This is a genomic window from Halomonas rhizosphaerae (assembly GCF_030010555.1).
GTDB lineage: Bacteria > Pseudomonadota > Gammaproteobacteria > Pseudomonadales > Halomonadaceae > Halomonas > Halomonas rhizosphaerae.
This window is the reverse complement of the sequence record NZ_JASCQP010000020.1, coordinates 47,014-63,656: the sequence shown is the minus strand read 5'-3', so window position 1 is coordinate 63,656 and position 16,643 is coordinate 47,014. Positions and strand designations below refer to the sequence as shown.

The 16,643-nt window shown below is 68.6% G+C and carries 17 protein-coding genes; 13 read left to right on the top strand and 4 right to left on the bottom strand.

Translation table 11 applies throughout. From position 1 onward, the window contains the following. Positions 1-21: 21 nt before the first annotated feature. Complete coding sequence (locus QLQ83_RS06755; protein WP_023005630.1) at positions 22-228, bottom strand: cold-shock protein; 207 nt, start codon at positions 226-228, stop codon at positions 22-24. 302 nt (positions 229-530) lie between these two features. On the opposite strand from QLQ83_RS06755, the gene QLQ83_RS06750 reads away from it, so the two are divergent. Together QLQ83_RS06750 and QLQ83_RS06745 are read left to right on the top strand one after the other, a co-directional pair. Further along, complete coding sequence (locus tag QLQ83_RS06750; RefSeq protein ID WP_282734753.1) at positions 531-956, top strand: NINE protein; 426 nt, start codon at positions 531-533, stop codon at positions 954-956. A 4-nt stretch (positions 957-960) separates the two neighbouring features. Next, positions 961-1,605 (top strand): LysE family translocator, encoded by a 645-nt coding sequence (locus QLQ83_RS06745; RefSeq protein WP_282734752.1) that lies wholly within the window; start codon positions 961-963, stop codon positions 1,603-1,605. Between the two features lie 69 nt (positions 1,606-1,674). Here QLQ83_RS06745 and QLQ83_RS06740 read toward each other — a convergent pair whose 3' ends face one another. After that, entirely contained in the window at positions 1,675-3,615 is a 1,941-nt protein-coding gene (locus QLQ83_RS06740; RefSeq protein ID WP_282734751.1) for a transglycosylase SLT domain-containing protein, read from the bottom strand. 159 nt (positions 3,616-3,774) lie between these two features. Between QLQ83_RS06740 and QLQ83_RS06735 the strand changes: the two genes are divergently transcribed. From QLQ83_RS06735 to sixA, 8 genes are all read left to right on the top strand, one after another. Continuing rightward, complete coding sequence (locus QLQ83_RS06735) at positions 3,775-4,143, top strand: YkvA family protein (RefSeq protein ID WP_282734750.1); 369 nt, start codon at positions 3,775-3,777, stop codon at positions 4,141-4,143. Between the two features lie 49 nt (positions 4,144-4,192). Then, on the top strand, positions 4,193-4,690 hold the full coding sequence (locus QLQ83_RS06730) for a PaaI family thioesterase (protein WP_282734749.1): 498 nt from the start codon (positions 4,193-4,195) through the stop codon (positions 4,688-4,690). Beyond that, a complete protein-coding gene (locus tag QLQ83_RS06725; protein ID WP_282734748.1) occupies positions 4,683-5,153 on the top strand; it encodes a PaaI family thioesterase in 471 nt (156 codons plus the stop codon). Before QLQ83_RS06730 ends, QLQ83_RS06725 begins: the two co-directional genes overlap by 8 nt. An 87-nt stretch (positions 5,154-5,240) precedes the next feature. Next, the gene (gene htpG / locus QLQ83_RS06720) at positions 5,241-7,145 is read left to right on the top strand and encodes a molecular chaperone HtpG (protein WP_282734747.1); all 1,905 of its coding nucleotides are present in this window, start codon (positions 5,241-5,243) and stop codon (positions 7,143-7,145) included. A gap of 244 nt (positions 7,146-7,389) precedes the next feature. Further along, the gene (locus QLQ83_RS06715) at positions 7,390-8,961 is read left to right on the top strand and encodes a Re/Si-specific NAD(P)(+) transhydrogenase subunit alpha (protein WP_282734746.1); all 1,572 of its coding nucleotides are present in this window, start codon (positions 7,390-7,392) and stop codon (positions 8,959-8,961) included. Between the two features lie 16 nt (positions 8,962-8,977). Beyond that, on the top strand, positions 8,978-10,420 hold the full coding sequence (locus QLQ83_RS06710) for an NAD(P)(+) transhydrogenase (Re/Si-specific) subunit beta (RefSeq protein ID WP_282734745.1): 1,443 nt from the start codon (positions 8,978-8,980) through the stop codon (positions 10,418-10,420). Positions 10,421-10,533: 113 nt separating this feature from the next. Beyond that, complete coding sequence (locus QLQ83_RS06705) at positions 10,534-11,601, top strand: NAD(P)H-dependent glycerol-3-phosphate dehydrogenase (RefSeq protein WP_282734744.1); 1,068 nt, start codon at positions 10,534-10,536, stop codon at positions 11,599-11,601. Next, the gene (gene sixA, locus QLQ83_RS06700; protein WP_282734743.1) at positions 11,594-12,076 is read left to right on the top strand and encodes a phosphohistidine phosphatase SixA; all 483 of its coding nucleotides are present in this window, start codon (positions 11,594-11,596) and stop codon (positions 12,074-12,076) included. Before QLQ83_RS06705 ends, sixA begins: the two co-directional genes overlap by 8 nt. Here the strand turns inward: sixA and QLQ83_RS06695 are convergent. Next, complete coding sequence (locus tag QLQ83_RS06695; RefSeq protein ID WP_282734742.1) at positions 12,073-13,020, bottom strand: AEC family transporter; 948 nt, start codon at positions 13,018-13,020, stop codon at positions 12,073-12,075. The two genes, sixA and QLQ83_RS06695, sit on opposite strands and share 4 nt — an antisense overlap. Before the next feature lie 232 nt (positions 13,021-13,252). On the opposite strand from QLQ83_RS06695, the gene QLQ83_RS06690 reads away from it, so the two are divergent. Genes QLQ83_RS06690 through QLQ83_RS06680 form a run of 3 tightly spaced genes read left to right on the top strand, consistent with a single transcriptional unit; the run spans position 13,253 to position 16,042 of the window. Then, a complete protein-coding gene (locus tag QLQ83_RS06690) occupies positions 13,253-14,068 on the top strand; it encodes an alpha/beta fold hydrolase (protein ID WP_282734741.1) in 816 nt (271 codons plus the stop codon). Continuing rightward, positions 14,065-14,922, top strand: a complete 858-nt coding sequence (locus QLQ83_RS06685) for an alpha/beta fold hydrolase (protein ID WP_282734740.1) — start codon at positions 14,065-14,067, stop codon at positions 14,920-14,922. Before QLQ83_RS06690 ends, QLQ83_RS06685 begins: the two co-directional genes overlap by 4 nt. Before the next feature lie 28 nt (positions 14,923-14,950). Further along, positions 14,951-16,042, top strand: coding sequence for a patatin-like phospholipase family protein (locus QLQ83_RS06680; RefSeq protein WP_282734739.1), 1,092 nt, complete (start codon positions 14,951-14,953; stop codon positions 16,040-16,042). A 6-nt stretch (positions 16,043-16,048) separates the two neighbouring features. On the opposite strand, the gene QLQ83_RS06675 is transcribed toward QLQ83_RS06680, so the two are convergent. Then, positions 16,049-16,627 (bottom strand): Smr/MutS family protein, encoded by a 579-nt coding sequence (locus QLQ83_RS06675; RefSeq protein WP_282734738.1) that lies wholly within the window; start codon positions 16,625-16,627, stop codon positions 16,049-16,051. Positions 16,628-16,643 lie beyond the last annotated feature (16 nt).

Genomic DNA, 16,643 nt, shown 5'->3' with positions numbered 1-16,643 from the left:
CGCTTCCGGATCAACCGAGGATCAGTCGGCGGGCCGGATGTTGGAGGCCTGAAGGCCTTTCTTGCCCTGGGTCACTTCGAAGGTGACCTTCTGGCCGTCCTGCAGGGACTTGAAGCCTTCAGCCTGAATCTCGGAGAAGTGAGCGAACAGGTCATCACCGCCGTCGTCCGGGGAGATGAAGCCGTAGCCCTTGGTGTCGTTGAACCACTTGACAGTGCCAGTTGCCATCGTCGATTTCCTTAACTAACTAAATAATGGTGCTGGGCCGGGCAGGGAACATCCTCGCCGCAGACCCGTAATGCGTGGGCAAGACAAGAAGGAAGTGCGCACCGGGTGCATCGAAGGAATCGAAGTACAACTGACGACTTTTCTGCTTGCTGACCAACGCAGCGGATAGTGCAACAGCGCCAGGGTTGCGTCAACAAGGTGGCACAGGGAGACTGGCGCTGCGCCCGCAAGGTCACTGTAGATGCAAAGCCTGTGAGCGTCCAGCCTCCATCTCGCCCGTTTCACCCATGGAAGAGAGCCCCATGACCCATACCCGAATTTCCTCCCGGGACACGCACAGCAAGCTGATCGGCTACCTGCTGTGGCTGTTCGGTTTCCTCGGTGCCCACCGCTTCTACTATGGCAAGCCGGTCACCGGCACGATCTGGTTCTTCACCCTGGGGCTGCTGGGGATCGGCTGGCTGATCGACCTCTTCCTGATCCCCGCCATGGACCGCCAGGCGGACCTGCGCTTCCAGGCCGGACCCACCAACTACTCCCTGGCCTGGCTGTTGCTCACCTTCCTCGGGGTGTTCGGCATGCACCGCTTCTACCTCGGCAAGTGGTTGACCGGGCTCCTCTACCTGCTGACCTTCGGGCTCTTCGGCCTCGGGGTGCTCTACGACTTCTGGACCCTCAACGACCAGATCTCCGTGCGCCATGCCCGTCGCGGCATCTTCAGCGGTTAACCCCATGTACCTCGATGCACAGTTCTGGCCCTTCCTGGTGGCCATCACCCTGCTCAGCATGAGCCCGGGGGTCGACACCCTGCTGGTGATCCGCAATACCGCCCGGGGCGGCGTGCGCGACGGTGTGCTCACAAGCCTGGCGATCTGCTGCGGGCTCTTCGTGCACGCGACGGTCTCGGCCCTGGGGATCTCGCTGATCCTGCTGCAGTCGGCCTGGGCCTTCGGCCTGCTCAAGCTGGCCGGTGCCGCCTACCTGGTGTGGCTGGGCGTGAACAGCCTGCGTTCGGCCCGGCGAGGACAGGGGCTGCCCGTGGGTGGCGTGCAGGCCGACCGGCAGGCCGTGCCGCTGTGGCGCCCGGTGCGCGAGGGGCTGCTCTCCAACGTGCTCAACCCCAAGACGGTGGTCTTCTACATGGCCTTCCTGCCCCAGTTCATCGCGCCCGGCGACCCGGCGCTGGCCAAGTCGCTGTGGCTGGCCGGGGTGCACTTTGTGGTCGCCAACCTGTGGCAGGTGGGCATCGTGGTGATGGTGGGCAGCGCCGGTCGCTGGCTGGCGAGCCCGGCCTTCTCCCGCTGGCTCAATGGTGTCACCGGCGCGGTGCTGGTCGGCTTCGGCATCAAGCTGGCGCTGACGCGCCAGCCGGGCTGAGAGGGTGTCGCAAGGCAGGAGGCCCCGGTGCTGCCGGGGCCTCCTGCGGGCGGCCTGTACGCCGTCGGCTCAGTTCCTGGCCAGCAGCGAGCGATCGTAGCGCACCGTCTTCTCCGTCGGGCTCAGCATCGTGACGCCCTCGCTCTCGCCGCCCCTGGAGAGGCTCTCGAAGATCACCCGGTAGGCGAGCACGGCCTGCACATAGCTGCGTGTCTCACGGAAGGGAATGCTCTCGACGAAGAGGTCGAACGCTTCTGGCGCATCGCGCAGCCAGCGATCGACCCGGCCGGGGCCGGCATTGTAGGCGGCTGCGGCGGCCAGCCGGTTGCCGCTGTAGCGGTCGATCAGCTCGCCGAGGTAGGTGCTGCCCAGGCGGATGTTCACCTCGGGCTCGAGGACGCCATAGGGGCCGGGGTCGCCGATCCCCAGGCGCTGGCCGAGCTGGGCCGCGGTGGCCGGCATTAGCTGCATCAGGCCCCGTGCGCCGGCGGGGGAGAGGGCCTCGGGGTTGTAGCCGCTCTCCCGCCGGGCGATGCCCATCAGCAGATAGGGGTCGACTCCGGCCTCGCCGCCCCAGTGCAGGAAGTCATCGCGATAGGCCTCGGGGAAGCGCCAGGCCAGGGCGTCCCACATCTGGCCGACGATGGTGGTCTGCACCAGCTCGGCGAGCCAGCCCTTCTCGGCGGCGTAGTCGGCCAGGGCCCGTGCCTCCTCCGGGGTGCCGCGGGCCACGGCCCGGTACCATTCGCTGTTGGCCAGGCCAGGTTCGTCGATCCGGCGCAGCGCCTCGGTGCGCTTCACCGCCGGCCACTCGGCGACTTCCCGGCGGGTGGCCGCGTCGAGGGCGTTGCGCTCCAGGTTCAGGGCGTAGGGGCGACCCAGCCGGTCGGCAGCGGCGAAGCCGAAGAAGTTGCGTTCGCCGGCGGCCGCGGCATAGGCGCTCTCCGCGGTGGCGGGGTCGCCCTGCTGTTCCAGGGCGCGGCCCAGCCAGTACTGCCAGCGGGCTTCCCGGCGGGTCTCGTCGGGCATGCGATGCACCCAGTCGACGACCCCCGGCCAGTCACGTTCGGCCAGGGCCGAACGCACGCGAAGCTCCAGCAGCTCGGCATCGCCGAGCCGTGCCACGACCTCGTCGCGCCAGGCGCCGTGCTGGTCGACGTCGCGCACCATCGCGTAGAAGGCCAGGTCACGCTCGATGGCGTCGCGGTGGCGGGCCTCCAGCGAGAGGTGAGGGGATACCTTGCGCCAGGCCTCCAGGGCCGCCTCGGTGTCGGCGCGGGTGAAGCCGTGCATGGCCGCGGCAAACAGCGGTCCGCTGCCCCGGCAGCCGGGCCCCGTGCAGGCCGGTACCTCCGTCACGGCCGCATAGTCCTTGCGCAGCCGGTCGAGGCTGGCCCTGGCGGACTGCCAGTCGGCATCCAGCTGCCGACCCAGGTAGTTCATCAGGCCGGTCTCGCCGGCCTGCCAGGCGAGCATCATGCGTTCCCAGACATGGGCCTGGCCGATCTCGCCCCGGGCCCGCAGGGTGTCGAAGAGGGTGTCGCAGGCATCCGGCTGGGAGCGGCCGACGAGCCAGAGGTCGCGTCCGCCCCGGGCGGCGTCTTCCGGCTCGCGATCGAGCAGGGCGGTGTAGTAGTAGCACTGGCGGGCGGTGCCCTCGGGCACGCCGTCGGCGACCGCCAGCAGGCTGGCCGGGCGCCCGGCGTGGCCGTACTTGGCGATCGCCTGGCCGCGCATCCAGTCGCTGAGCGGGGAGTCCTCGTGGCGCTCGATGAAGGCCAGCACCCGGTCGGGATCCACCTCCGGGAGGCGCTGGCGCAGGCGGTGGTAGTCGACATAGCCGGAGAGGACATGATCCTCGATGGCGTCCCGGTCGATCTTTTCCCACTGGGCGTTGCGGGCGGCCTCCAGGGCCTCGCGCATGGCGCGGTCATCGGCCTGGCCGGCCAGGGGCAGGCAGCACAGGGTAGCGGCGATCAAGGCCTTGCAGCGGCCGAATGACAGGGACATATCGTGACCTCTTGCGGTTCGCGGTCGTCAAGCTGCCATGGTGGCCGATGGCAGGGCACTTGAGTAGTGTCGCCGCTGCCCGACAGGCAGCGACTGTCCGTCATGGTGGGGATACCTTATCGTGTAGCGGTATTCCCGCAGGTCGGCAAGGAGTTCGAGATGGCCAGATTCGGTGGCGGTTTCCTGGTGGCGCGGCTGCGGCGCCGCGCCCACGTGCTGGGCCAGATGGGCCGCGCCCTGCGGCTGTTCCTTCCCATGACCCGCGATGTGCTGCTGCGACGCTATCGCCCGGTGCCCTGGGGCGCCTTCCTGTGGATGCTGGCGGCCCTGGCGTACCTGGTCTCGCCGCTTGACCTGATACCCGACATGCTCGTGCTGCTGGGGCTGGTGGACGATGTGGTGATCGTCGGCTGGCTGCTGACACGGGTCGACCGGCGCCTGGCGGGCTATCGTGCCTGGCGGGAGCGCCGGGAGGGGAGTGATCCGTCCTCCGGCGAAGGTCGAGGCGACGTGGAACCGCCGCCTTGATACGATCGTTTGAAATCTTCGTTTCCCTGCTGCCGCCTGCGAGGCCCGGATGACCCACGGCCAGACCCCGAGCGACGCCGACTGGCGTCGCGCCCTGACGCGCTTCGTCACGGTGATCCCGCACACCCGCGAACTGGGCCTCGAGGTGCTCGAGGTGACACCAGAGGGGACCACCATGCGCCTGCCCTGGTGCGACGACCTGCTCGGCGACAGCGCCCGGGAACTGGTGCACGGCGGGGTGCTGGCCATGCTGCTGGACACGGTCTGCGGGTCGGCGGTGTTGCCGGCCCTGCCGGCGCCGGAGGTCTGTCCGACCCTGGACCTGCGGGTCGACCATTTCCGGCCGGCAGTGGCCGGGCGGGCGATTTTCGCCGAGGCGCGCGTGGTCCGGGTCACCGAGTCGGTGGTCTTCACCGAAGGCACCCTGTGGCAGGAGACAGGCCGGCCGCTGGCGCGGGGTATCGGCAATTTCGTCCGGCTGGGGCCGCGCAATACGCCCCAGGGCTTCGCCGAGGCGCTCTTTGCGGAGGAGAACGACCATGCGTGAGGGCTTCGACAATGTCGAGTGGCTGGCGAGGACCCGCGCCGAGGGCGATGTCGAGGCCTGGCTGGCCATGATTCCCTATGCCCGGCGCATCGGGGTCTCGGCGGTTTCGGACCCGCAGGGCGAGGGCCTGCTGTTCCGCCTCGATCCTCGCGAGGGCAATGTCGGCAACGTCCTGCTGCCGGCGCTGCATGGCGGCGTGGTGGCCGCCTTCATGGAGACCGCGGCGACCCTCGACCTGATGCTCGCCACCCGCGCGCCACGCCTGCCGCGCATCGTCGACATCTCCATCGACTATCTGCGTACGGCACGGGTGGCCCCGACCCTGGCCCGCTGCAGCCTGCTGCGCGAGGGACGGCGCATGGGCAACGTGCATGTCTGTGCCTGGCAGGAGAGCGAGGCGGTGCCGGTGGCCACCGCGAGGCTGCACTTCGTGCTCGGTGATCCCGCCAAGCCAGGCGCTTGAAAAACCGCTACCGGGCCCCATATCGACGACAGTTCCGAACCGGTGGTTCCTGCCACCATGGCATGTCGAAAGAGGGGTCCCAGACACATGACCACAGCCACGCATGAGGAAACCCTCGGCTTCCAGACCGAGGTCAAGCAGCTGCTGCACCTGATGATCCACTCCCTGTACTCCAACCGGGAGATCTTCCTGCGCGAGCTGATTTCCAATGGTGCCGATGCCTGCGACAAGCTGCGCTACGCGGCGCTGGACAACGATGCGCTCTACGAGGGCGACAGCGAGCTGCGCATCGAGATCGACCACGACGCCGAGGCGGGCACCGTGACCGTGCGCGACAACGGCATCGGCATGAATCGTGACGAGGTCATCGAGAACCTCGGTACCATCGCGCGCTCCGGCACCGCCGAGTTCCTCAAGCAGCTCTCCGGCGAGCAGCAGAAGGATGCCCGGCTGATCGGCCAGTTCGGCGTGGGCTTCTATTCCGGCTTCATCGTCGCCGATGACATCACCGTGCGCACCCGCAAGGCGGGCAGCGACAAGGCTGCAGGCGTCGAATGGCACTCGAAGGGCGAGGGTGAGTTCACCGTCGCCGACATCGAGCGCGAGGTCCACGGCACCGAGATCGTGCTGCACCTCAAGGAGGATGCCCGCGAGTTCGCCGACGACTTCCGCCTGAAGAGCCTGGTGCGCAAGTACTCCGACCATATCGAGGTGCCGGTGCGCATGCCCAGGGTCGAGACCGCCAAGGACGAGGACGGCAACGACATCGAGGGCAGCGAGACCACCACCTGGGAGACCGTCAACGAGGCCACCGCCCTCTGGGTACGGCCCAAGAGCGAGATCTCCGACGACGAGTACAAGGCCTTCTACAAGCACGTAGCGCACGACTTCAGCGATCCGCTGACCTGGAGCCACAACAAGGTCGAGGGCAAGCTGGAGTACGTAAGCCTGCTCTACGTGCCGGGCCGCGCGCCCTTCGACCTCTACGAGCGCGACGGGGCCCGGGGCGTGAAGCTCTACGTTCAGCGCGTCTTCATCATGGACGACGCCGAGCAGTTCCTGCCGCTCTACCTGCGCTTCATCAAGGGCGTGCTGGATACCCGCGACCTATCGCTCAACGTCTCCCGCGAGCTGCTGCAGCAGGATCCCAAGGTCGAGAAGATCAAGTCCGCCCTGACCAAGCGCGCCCTGGACATGCTCAAGAAGCTGGCCAAGGACAAGGAGGCCTACCAGACCTTCTGGAACACCTTCGGCAGCGTGCTCAAGGAGGGCCCGGCGGAGGACTTCGCCAACCGCGATAAGATCGCCGGCCTGCTGCGCTTCTCCACCACCCACACCGACAGCGCTACCCAGGACCAGTCGCTGGCCGACTATGTCTCGCGCATGAAGGAAGGGCAGGAGAAGATCTACTACATCGTCGCCGACGGCTTCAATGCAGCCAAGTCGAGCCCGCACCTTGAGATCTTCCGCAAGAAGGGCATCGAGGTACTGCTGCTGCACGACCGCATCGACGAGTGGCTGATGAGCCATCTCGACGAGTTCGAGGGCAAGCGCTTCGTCGACGTGGCCAAGGGCGAGCTCGATCTCGGCGACGTCGAGGACGAGGAGGAGAAGAAGGCCCAGGAGGAGACCGCCAAGGCCAAGGAAGACCTGGTCAAGCGCGTCAAGGCGGCACTGGGGGACGAGGTCCAGGAGGTCAAGGTGACCCACCGCCTCACCGACTCGCCGGCCTGCGTGGTGCTGCCCGAGCACGAGATGGGCTTCCAGATGCGACGCATCATGGAGGCGGCCGGCCAGTCGCTGCCCGAGGTCAAGCCGATCCTCGAACTCAACCCCGAGCACGCCCTGGTGGCGCGCCTCGAGAGCACCGAGGGCGAGGGCTTCGAGAACCTGGCGCGCATCCTGCTCGACCAGGCGATCATCGCCGAGGGCGGTCATCTCGATGATCCGGCCACCTACGTCAAGCGTCTCAATGCCCTGTTGAGCGCCTGATACCCCGGCGCTACCGCTTTCTTGCGGTAAGTGACCACTACCCCGTCGGCCCTCCCTGCCGGCGGGGTTTTTCGTTGCCGAGGGCGCAGCGGGGCCCGAGTTTTGGCGAGTGGCGCCCTAAGCCACCTTGATCCGATGGCTGCGTTGTGGTGCTCTATAGCGTTCTGGTTCTCGGCACCGGGCATCGGCACCGGTTCAGTCATTGTGGGGCCGCCCAGGGCGGCCTGAAGCAAGGAGATGGAACGTGAAAATAGGCGCACCGAAGGAGACTGCCCGGGGGGAAGCGCGTGTTGCGCTGACCCCCGAGAGCGCGAAGCAGATCCAGAAACTGGGACATGAGTGCCTGATCGAGGCCGGGGCCGGGGTGGCGGCCGGCTTCAACGATGACGCCTACCGCGAGGCCGGGGTCACCGTCGTCGACGGGACAGAGGCGCTCTGGACCGAGGCCGAGGTGGTCATCAAGGTCCGCGAACCCTCCGAGGAGGAGGCCCGTCGGTTGCGTGAAGGCCAGACGCTGATTGCCTTCTTCTGGCCGGCCCAGAACGAGGCCCTGCTCGAGCTGTGCAAGGCCCAGGGGGCCACCGTCGTCGCCATGGACATGGTGCCGCGCATCTCGCGGGCGCAGAAGATGGATGCGCTCTCGTCGATGGCCAACATCGCCGGCTACCGGGCGGTGATCGAGGCGGGCAACAACTTCGGGCGCTTCTTCACCGGCCAGGTGACCGCGGCGGGCAAGGTGCCGCCGGCCAAGGTGCTGGTGATCGGCGCCGGCGTGGCGGGCCTCTCCGCCATCGGCACCGCCACCAGCCTGGGGGCAGTGGTACGCGCCTTCGACGTGCGTCCCGAGGTGGCCGAGCAGATCGAGTCCATGGGCGCCGAGTTCCTGTTCCTCGACTTCGACGAGAGCCAGGACGGCTCGGAGAGCGGCGGCTATGCCGCGCCCTCCAGCCCCGAGTTCCGCGAGAAGCAGCTCGAGTGCTTCCGCGAGCAGGCCCCGGACGTCGACATCGTCATCACCACGGCGCTGATCCCCGGCAAGCCGGCGCCCAAGCTGTGGCTGGAGGACATGGTCGAGGCCATGAAGCCCGGCTCGGTGATCGTCGACCTGGCGGCCGAGAAGGGCGGCAACTGCGACCTGACCCGGCCGGACGAGAAGGTGGTGACCGACAATGGCGTGACGGTCGTCGGCTACACCGACTTCCCCTCGCGCATGGCCACCCAGTCCTCGCTGCTCTATTCCACCAACATCCGTCACATGCTCACCGACCTCACGCCCGAGAAGGACGGGAAGGTCGTGCATGACATGGAAGACGACGTGATCCGCGGCGCCACTGTGACCCACCAGGGCGAGGTCACCTTCCCGCCGCCGCCGCCCAAGGTCAAGGCCATCGCCGCGGCCAAGCCCAAGCCCAAGGAGAAGGAGCCGACGCCGGAGGAGAAGAAGGCCACCGAGCTTGCCGCCTTCAAGGCGCAGACCAAGCGCCAGGTGACCCTGCTCGCCGTGGGCGGCGCGCTGATGCTGCTGCTCGGCCAGGTGGCCCCGGCCTCCTTCATGCAGCATTTCATCGTCTTCGTGCTGGCCTGCTTCGTCGGCTTCCAGGTGATCTGGGGCGTCAGCCATTCGCTGCATACGCCGCTGATGGCGGTGACCAACGCGATCTCCGGCATCATCATCCTCGGGGCGATCCTGCAGATCGGCTCCGGCAGCGTCGTCGTCGGCGTGCTCGCGGCGATCTCGGTGCTGATCGCGTCCATCAATATCGTGGGTGGCTTCCTGGTGACACGCCGGATGCTGGCCATGTTCCAGAAATCCTGAGCGGCGGAGACACGACATGTTGGGTCAAGGATTCGTATCTGCCGCGGCGATCGCGGCAAGTGTATTGTTCATCCTCTCGCTGGGTGGGCTGAGTAACCAGGAGAAGGCCAAGCGTGCCGTCTGGTACGGCATCGTCGGCATGGCCGTGGCGGTGTTCTTCACCGCCTTCGGGCCGGGGATCGGCGGCTACTGGTGGATGATCCCGATGATGATCATCGGGGCGGGTGTCGGCGTCTACGTGGCCGGCAAGGTCGACATGACCGAGATGCCGCAGCTGGTCGCGGCACTGCACAGCTTCGTCGGCCTGGCCGCGGTCTTCGTGGCCTGGAGCGCGGACCTGGAGCGGCGCCGGGTAATGGCGGCGCGGGCCGTGGATGCCTCGATGGAGGAGTTCTCGGCCTTCGCCGCCCTGGTGGCCACCAAGGCCCCGGACGAGCTGCTGTTCCTGCAGGTCGAGGTGGTGCTGGGCATCTTCATCGGCGCGGTGACCTTCACCGGCTCGGTGATCGCCTTCGGCAAGCTGGCCGGCAAGGTCGACGGCAAGCCGAAGCAGTTGCCCGGCGGGCACATGCTCAACGCCGGTGCGGCGGCCCTGTCGCTGCTGCTGGCCATCCTCTATCTCAACGGTGCCGGCTTCTGGACCCTGCTGGTGCTGGCGGCGCTGGCCTTCTTCATCGGCTACCACCTGATCATGGGCATCGGCGGCGCCGACATGCCGGTGGTGGTGTCGATGCTCAACAGCTACTCCGGCTGGGCCGCGGCCGCCATCGGCTTCACGCTCTCCAACGACCTGCTGATCGTCACCGGCGCCCTGGTGGGCTCCTCCGGTGCCATCCTGTCGTACATCATGTGCAAGGCGATGAACCGCAACTTCATCAACGTCATCCTCGGCGGCTTCGGCGGCACTCAGGGGCCGGCGGCGGAGATCGAAGGCGAGCAGGTGGCCATCGACGCCGGCGGCGTGGCCAGCGCCCTCAACGATGCCGACAGCGTGATCATCGTGCCGGGCTACGGCATGGCGGTGGCCCAGGCCCAGAATGCGGTCAGCGAGCTGACCCGCAAGCTGCGCAGCGCCGGCAAGAACGTGCGCTTCGGCATCCACCCGGTGGCCGGTCGCCTGCCGGGGCACATGAACGTGCTGCTCGCCGAGGCCAAGGTGCCCTACGACATCGTGCTGGAGATGGACGAGATCAACGACGACTTCCCCACCACCGACGTGGTGATCGTCATCGGCTCGAACGACATCGTCAATCCGGCCGCCCAGGAGGATCCCAACAGCCCGATCGCCGGCATGCCGGTGCTCAAGGTCTGGGAATCCAAGCAGGTCTTCGTCTGCAAGCGCGGCCAGGGTACCGGCTACTCCGGCATCGAGAACCCGCTGTTCTTCAAGGAGAACACGCGGATGTTCTACGGCGATGCCAGGTCGAGCATCGACTCGCTGCTGCACCTGATCGACTGACCCTTGCGCGCCCGGGCCGAATCGCCGGCCCGGGCCTCGACCTCCCGACACGCCCCTTCGCGGGGCGTTTTTCGTTACACTGCCCTTCATCCATCCAACTTCCCGGGGCGACCATGTCAGACCAACCCATGCGCGTGGCGGTGCTCGGCGGCGGCAGCTTCGGCACCGCCCTGGCCAGCATCGCCGCCGATAACGGTGCCGAGGTGCGCCAATGGCTGCGCGACCCCGAGCTGGCGGCGCAGATCACTCGCGAGCACCGCAACGGCCGCTACCTGCCCGACTACGCCATCAATGCCGCGGTGGTGGCCTCCACCGAGATGGCCGAGGTGCTCGAGGGCGCCGAACTGGTGCTGGTGGCCATTCCCTCCAAGGCCTTCCGCGAGGTGGTACGCCAGGCACGGCCCTTCCTGCACGAAGACCAGATCCTGGTCAGCACCACCAAGGGCATCCAGGAGGAGGGCTTCAAGCTGATGAGCCAGATCCTCGAAGAGGAGACCGGCTTTGCGCATATCGGCGTGATCTCCGGGCCGAACCTGGCCTCGGAGATCGCCGACAAGCAGCTCACCGCCACGGTGATCGCCAGCGACGACCCGCAGACGCGTACCCGCGTGCAGACCGCGCTGGGCTGCGACTACTTCCGGGTCTATGCCAGCAACGACCGCTTCGGCGTGGAGCTTGGCGGAGCGCTCAAGAACATCTACGCGATCGCCGCCGGCATGGCAGCGGCGCTGGGCATGGGCGAGAACACCCGCAGCATGCTGATGACCCGGGCGCTTGCCGAGATGAGCCGCTTCGCGGTCGACCAGGGAGCCAACCCCATGACCTTCCTGGGACTGGCCGGGGTCGGCGACCTGATCGTCACCTGCTCCTCGGCGCTGTCGCGCAACTATCGGGTGGGCCAGGCCCTGGGCGAGGGCAAGACCCTGGACGAGGCGGTACAGGCCCTGGGCCAGGTCGCCGAAGGGGTCAACACCGTGCGCCTGGTGCGCGACAAGGCCCACGAGGACGGCGTCTACATGCCGCTGGCCGAGGGCCTCTATCAGGTGCTGTTCAAGGGGGTGCCGGCCCGCGACATGGCGCGGCTGCTGATGCTCGGCGAGCAGAGCAGCGATGTGGAGTTCGTGCTGCCCCGCAAGGACGTGCAGCAGGATCGTCGCGACAGGGGCGGACGCCTTGGCTGAGCGGCTGCTGATCATGCGCCACGGCGAGGCCGGCCACGGCCGGCCGGATGCGGCACGCGAGCTCACTGGGCAGGGCGACCGGGAGACGGCCCGCATGGCGTGCTGGCTCGCGGCCCGCGAGGAGCCGGACCTCACGCGGCTTCGCCTGCTGGTCAGTCCCTATGTGCGGGCCCGACAGACGGCGGAGCGGATCGCCGAGCCTCTGGGGCTCGTGGTCGAGACCCTGCCGATCATCACCCCCGACGATCCCCCCGAGGCGGTGGTCGAATGGCTACTGGAGCAGCCGGAGGGGCGGCCCATGATGCTGGTCAGCCATATGCCGCTGGTCGCGGCCCTCACCGGCCTGCTGGTGGAAGGGCGGGTCGATCGCGGCCCCGGCTTCCCCACGGCCGCCGTGGCCGAGCTGGAAGCCGAGGTGTGGGCGGCGGGTTGCGCCAGGCTGGCGCGTTTCACGGCACCCGCCGACCTGGACTAGATCAGGCCGACGGCCCTGAGCCCGAAGGCACCCAGGGTGATGGTCAGGCTGGCCATCAGCGTGGTCAGGGCGATGATGTTGGCGGTGAGTGCGGCATTGCCGCCCATCGCCTTGGCCATCACGAAGGCCGCGGCGGCGGTGGGGCTGGCGAAGAACAGGAACATCACCCCGAGCTCGCGTCCCTCGAAGCCGGCCCCCCAGGCGGCGCCGGTGGCCAGTGCCGGGACGGTGACCATCTTCATCAGGCTGGCGCTGACCGCCAGCCGGCCCGAGTCGCGGATCTCCCCAAGCGAGAGGGTGGCGCCGATGCAGATCAGGGCCAGCGGCAGGGTCAGGGAAGCGAAGTAGTCGCCGGAGGTCATCAGCCAGCCGGGCAGGGGCAACCCCACGGCGGCCACGGGAACGGCGGCGACCACCGCGAGGATCAACGGGTTGGTGGCGATATGCCCGAGGATGCTGCGCCAGTCGGTGTGCCGTCCCTCCTGGTAGCTGGCCAGGGCGATCACCGAGAAGGCGTTGTAGGTGATGATCACCACCCCCAGCAGCAGGCCACCGGCGGACAGCCCGTAGTCGCCGTACATGCCGGCGGCGAGCGCCAGGCCGACGATGCCGCAGTTGCCGCGAAAGGCGCCCTGGACATAGACGCCGCGCTCCTCTCGGGGCACGCGCACAAGCGCCCAGCCCCAGCTGAACAGGAAGCTGCCCAGGGTTGCCAGGGCGAAGAAGCCGAGCAGCGCCGGGTTCAGGGTGGCCGTCAGGTCGGCACGGATGATGCTGAGGAAGATCAGCGTCGGCAGGGTGGCCTTGAAGACCAGCATCGAGGCGGTGGAGACGAAGGCGCGGTCGATCCAGCCGGCGCGCTTCAGGCCAATGCCGATGAAGACCATGGCGAACACCGGCAGGGTGATCTCCAGGGTCTGCAGGAAGAGGGTGGAGAGCTCCATGGGGCCTGGCCTAGCGCGTCAGCCAGAAGCCGACGACGATGGCGGCCACCACGGTCACCAGGAACACGCGATTGCGGGTGCGGGTATCACGGATGGGCTTGCGGGGGTCTTCCACGAGGGGCTCCTGTCGATTGGCCTGTCGCCGCCGGGCGACTTGGCGGATCATGGTAATCCCGTTAGCCTGCTATCGCCAGAAGGGTGCCGGCCGGGCGCCCGCCAGCAGGAAGAGTCCATGAGCAGATCCGACCACGCCTCGCGCATCCCCCTCGTCTTTGCCCACGCCAACGGCTTCCCGGGGCAGAGCTACCGCAGCTTCCTGGCGCCGCTGGCCGAGCGGTTCGACGTGCACCCGCTGGATCGGCTGGGCCATCATCCCGACTTCCCCGTCGGGCATAACTGGCTGGCCCTGCGCGACGAGCTGCTCGAGCACCTGGCCCGCCTCCCGGGCCCGGTGGTCGGCGTGGGCCACTCCATGGGCGGCGTGCTGATGGCCATGGCCGCCGAGCGCATGCCCGAGAGGTTCCGCTGCGTGGTGATGCTCGACCCGCCGCTGATGCTGGGCCTGGAGGCCTGGGTGATGAAGGCGGCCAAGCGCCTGGGCCTGGCCGACCGGGTGACCCCCGCGGGCAGGAGCCTGGGCCGTCGCGACAGCTGGCCCGACCGCCAGGCGATGTTCCACTACCTGCGCCGGCGGGGACTCTTCCGGCGCTTCACCGAGGCCGCCCTGCACGACTACGTGGACGGCGGTACACGGGAGCTGGACGACGGTCGCGTGGTGCTGCTCTACGACCCCGACATCGAGGTGCAGGTCTTCCGCCACCTGCCGGACCACCTGGGTGATCTCCCCGGCCGGGTCAGGGTGCCCCTGGGGGGGCTGGCCGGTGCCGAGTCCGACCTGCTCACTCCGCGTCGACGTCGCCGTCTGGCACGGCGGGGCGTGAGCGTGGCCCAGGTCCCGGGCGGACACATGTTCCCCATGGAGTTCCCCGACCAGACCCGCTCGGCCCTGCTGGCCCTACTCGACGACCTGCTGGAGTCGCCGGCATGAGCGAGCCCCGCTCCCTGAGACTGGCAGGCGGCCGCCTGGCGGCGCTGGCCTGGGGCGATGATCAGGCCCCCACCTGGCTGGCGCTGCACGGCTGGCTGGACAATGCCGCCAGCTTTTCACGCCTCGCCCCCCGGTTGGTCGCAGACCTCGGCATCCGGGTGGTGGCCATCGACTTTGCCGGCCATGGCCTGTCCTACCACCGTCGTGGCGACTATGCACTGTGGGACTACTGCCACGACCTCCTCGATGCCTGTGACCACCTGGGCCTCGCGCGGGTGCCCTTGCTGGCCCACTCCATGGGGGCCGGGGTGGCCTGCCTGACGGCCGCCGCCCTGCCGGAGCGCGTCGAGACGCTGGTGCTGCTCGACGGCCTGGGGGCGCTGACCACCGAGGCCGGCGAGGCACCTGGCCAGCTGCGCAAGGGCCTGCTCGCCGATCGGCGCCCCCTCTCGACGGGGCCGCGCTATCCTGATAATGAGACCGCCGTGGCGGCACGGGTGGCCGGCGGGGCGACGCCCATCGATGCCGAGACGGCGCGCCCGCTGGTGTCACGCAACCTCGAATCGTTGCCCGGTGGTCACGTGCAGTTGCGCACCGATGCCCGCCTGCTGCGCCCGTCCCTGGTGCGGCTCTCTCCCGAGCAGGTGGGGGCCATGCTGGCAGCGATCCGTTGCCCGGTGCTGCTGGTGGAGGGGGAAACCGGCATCCTGGGAGAGCGGGCGCGGGCACGCCAGGCCCGGGCGGCGGTGGCGAGGCTGACGCGCCGCGTGCTGCCGGGAGGGCATCACCTGCACCTGGAGCCGTCGGCCGCAGCAGGGGTGGCGGAGGCCATCGTCGAGTGGCACGAGAGCTGATCCTGGGAGCCGAGAAGGGGGGCGCATCATGAGCCAGCAGCGGGAAGCCGACAACACAGGGCGCAAGAGCGTGGCACTGGTGCTCGGCAGCGGGGGCGCCCGTGGCTATGCCCACATCGGGGTCATCGAGGAGCTCGAGGCGCGAGGCTATCGGGTGGTGGCGATCTCCGGCTGCTCCATGGGCGCCCTGGTGGGCGGCGTCTACGCGGCAGGGGAGCTGGCCGCCTACCGCGACTGGGTCTGCCGGCTGGACTACTTCGATGTGCTCAGGCTGGTCGATGTCACCTGGAGCCCCATGGGGGCCATGCGGGCCAACAAGGTGATGGGCAAGCTCGAGAGCCTGATCGGCGATACCCGCATCGAGGACCTGGAGATCCCCGTGACCACCGTGGCCACCGACCTGACCCGTCAGCGCGAGGTGTGGTTCCAGAGCGGCTCGCTGCTCGAGGCGATCCGCGCCTCGATCGCCGTGCCCGGGGTGATCACGCCGGTGCATCGCGGCGACCAGGTGCTGGTGGATGGCGGGCTGCTCAACCCGCTGCCGATTATCCCCACGGTGTCGGCCCAGGCGGACTGTGTGCTGGCAGTCAATGCCACGGCGCATAGCCCGCGCCCGGTGACCCTGGAGGAGTTGCTGCCCCCCGAGGAGGTCGCCGAGGAGCAGGCGCGCGAGAAGTCTCGGGAAGCCGGTGGCGTCGACTTTGCCAGCTGGATCGACGGGGTCCGCGGGGCTACCCGTCGGCTGTTCGATGGCTTCGGCAATACCAACGCCACTACCAGTACCAATGGCGGCAGGAGCGAGGTGGACGAGGCCCTGGAGCGCGGCCGTCGCGAGTGGGGACGCCTGGACATGGTGCTGGCCTCCTTCGACATCACCCAGGCGGCCCTGGCCAAGTACAAGGTAGCGGGCTATCCGCCGGATGTGCTCATCGAGGTACCCAAGACGGTCTGTGGTGCCTATGAGTTCCACCGCGCCGAGGCGTTGATCAGTCTCGGCAGGCACCTGGCCGTGGAGGCGCTGGACCGCTTCGAGGGACGTGCCCATCCCGGCTGGGGAAGCCCGTCCATCGTCGTGGAAACGCCGACCAGGGAAGGCCAGGAAGGGGAGGGGGTGTCCTGAACGGTGTCAGGCCTGACTGCCGCGCCGCCTGAGCAGCACGTAGACCGCCCCCGTGCCGCCGTCGATCGCGGTCGCCGAGCAGAAGGCCAGCACGCTCGGCCACTCCCGCAGCCAGGCATTCACGTGGCTCTTGATCACCGGATAGTCGCTGGTGGTGCCCCAGGCCTTGCCGTGGACGACCAGCACGCAGCGCCGGTGGCGGCTCGCGGCGTCGCGCAGGAAGGCCTCCAGTTCCTGCCGGGCCTCCTCGAGGGTATGGCCATGCAGGTCGAGCCCGGCCTCCCAGCCGATGCGCCCGCGCTTGAGCTGCTGGCGGGTGCGCCAGGGCAGGTCGGGCAGCGCGAAGTCGAGGAACTCGGAGGGTCGCACCGGCTCCACCCGGCCATCCGAGGTGCGACCGGCCGCGGCGAGGTCGTCAGGGGCCGAGGTCGCCGCGGCCCGTCGCTCGGCCGCGGCGGGATCCCCCCGGCGCCGGCGCCCGGGATCGGCCCGGTTGCTGGCGATCGGGCGCACGCCGGCCTCTTTCAGGGCCTGGCGAAAGGCACTGATCTCGTCCTCGTCCGAGGGATGGCGGTCTCGACTCATGGGGCATTCGGCTTGT